We start from the raw sequence: 1,731 nt of genomic DNA on the forward strand, positions 1-1,731 counted from the left end.
GCCGACCGGGCGCCTCCTGCGGGCCCGTCACCGGCGCCGCGGCCGATCGCGCGCTGGTGGCGGCAGGACGCTGCGCCGTCGGCGCGGCTGTGGGGGAGGCGGCGGCAAGGGAGGACAGCAGGGGCCAGCCGATCGCGGCGAAAATGCCGCTGAGCGCGAGCAGCAGCCACGGGAACTTCGGCCGGTGCCCGGTGGCGGTGGCCGGGATACGAGGAGTTCGCGTCACAGCAGCCGCGCCCCTCCCGCATAGCCGGGCATAGCGTCGACCGGGTCGAGGCGCACGCTGGTGCCGGGCCGCGCGGCGTTGACCATCTGCCCGCCGCCGGCGTAGATCCCGACGTGATAGATCGTCGAGTCCCGGCTCGGCGCGTAGGCGAAGAACACCAAGTCCCCTGGCTGCAGAGCGCCTTGCCCGGCCGAGGCCGCGATGCGGTGGCCGCGTCCGGCCTGCGCGGCCGCGGTCCGCGGCAGCCGGATCCCGGCCTTCGCGTACGCGTATGAGGTGAGACCCGAGCAGTCGTACCCCGTGATCGAGGCCCCCGACTTGCCGCTCGGCGAGCAGCAGACCCCCCTGGACGGGCCGCTCGTGCCGCCGCCACCCCATGAGTACGGCACTCCGCGCTGGGACAGTGCCGACTCAAGGACCGTGCGCGCCTTGCCCGTGACGCCCGAAAGGCTCACCGAGGAGGAGGCGTTCGCGGCCGCCGTGTACTGGTTGATCCACTTCATGACGTTGTCGACGTAGGCGCCGGAGTGGTTGTACGCGAAGATCGCAGCGCGCAGTTGCCGCTCGACGCCGAGGTTGCGTCCGCGCCCGCACAGGTACCCGGCCGCGGCCAGCGCGGCGTCGTCGGCGTTGTGCGGATCCTTCGTGCCGTCCTTGTTGCCGTCCTGGCCCTGCGACTGCCAGGTGGAGGGCATGAACTGGAAAGGCCCCACCGCGCGTTCCCCAGTTGCGGTGCCGTCCCACTTGCCGCCGTCGGTATCGGGAAACACGGTGGTGTTGCCGCCCGCGCCGGAGCCGTTGAGCAGCACGCCGTAGATCTTCGGTCGGATGTCACCGTTCGCGGCGATCGTCCTGCCGACGGCGTGGTTGGACTCGACCTTCGCGATCCCGGCGAGGACCGGCCACCGCATCCCCTTACACGCCGGTACGACATCGTGGATCAACTGCACGGCGTTCTTGTATGCCTGAAGCATGCGAGGCGGGATGTCCGCGCTGGTGCCGGCCTCGGCGAGCCCGACGTCGGCCTCGGCCTGCTGGGAGAGCAGGGCCAGATGGCCTGCTGCGCCGGACAGCGGCACCATCCCGCACACCGCCGCACCCAGCAACACCAGTGAGATCAATACCCACTTGAGGCGGCGGCGCCCGGGCCGCACACGGCGCAGCCGCACCTGGCGTTGCCTCACGCGGGAGATCTGGTCGGCCTGTGTGGTCATCAGCCCTGCTCCCCGTCGTCAGAGGGTCCCGGGGCGGGACGGCGGGAGTTGTTGTCCTGGATCCGGCGGAACATCTCCGCCGCCTGTTGCCGCGCCGCTTCCGACCGGCTCGGCCCGTTCGAGGGACGCGGGCGTGGCTGAGCACGCTGGACTCGAGCGGTCCCGCCCTGGGGCGGGGGAGTAGGAGCCGGCCCAGCCGCGGACGGCCCGCTCGCTCCGGCTTGGCGGCCGGAGGGGGCCGCTCCAGGCGCGCTTGCGTGCGGATGCGTGACGGGGTTCGGCCTGGGCCGC

General features: G+C 72.4%; 1 protein-coding gene and 1 pseudogene. Both read right to left on the reverse strand.

What is annotated here, in order from left to right; genetic code table 11:
• Nucleotides 1–226 (reverse strand): annotated as a pseudogene (locus tag G3I40_RS23825) (hypothetical protein); the annotation flags it as partial.
• Nucleotides 223–1,440 carry a bifunctional lytic transglycosylase/C40 family peptidase gene (locus tag G3I40_RS23830; protein WP_239091911.1) on the reverse strand — a complete coding sequence of 406 codons (1,218 nt, stop codon included), beginning with the start codon at nt 1,438–1,440 and terminating at the stop codon, nt 223–225. The pseudogene G3I40_RS23825 and the gene G3I40_RS23830, both read right to left, overlap by 4 nt.
• Nucleotides 1,441–1,731: the final 291 nt, after the last annotated feature.

Origin of the sequence: Streptomyces sp. SID14478 (assembly GCF_010548525.1) — a bacterium.
GTDB lineage: Bacteria > Actinomycetota > Actinomycetes > Streptomycetales > Streptomycetaceae > Streptomyces.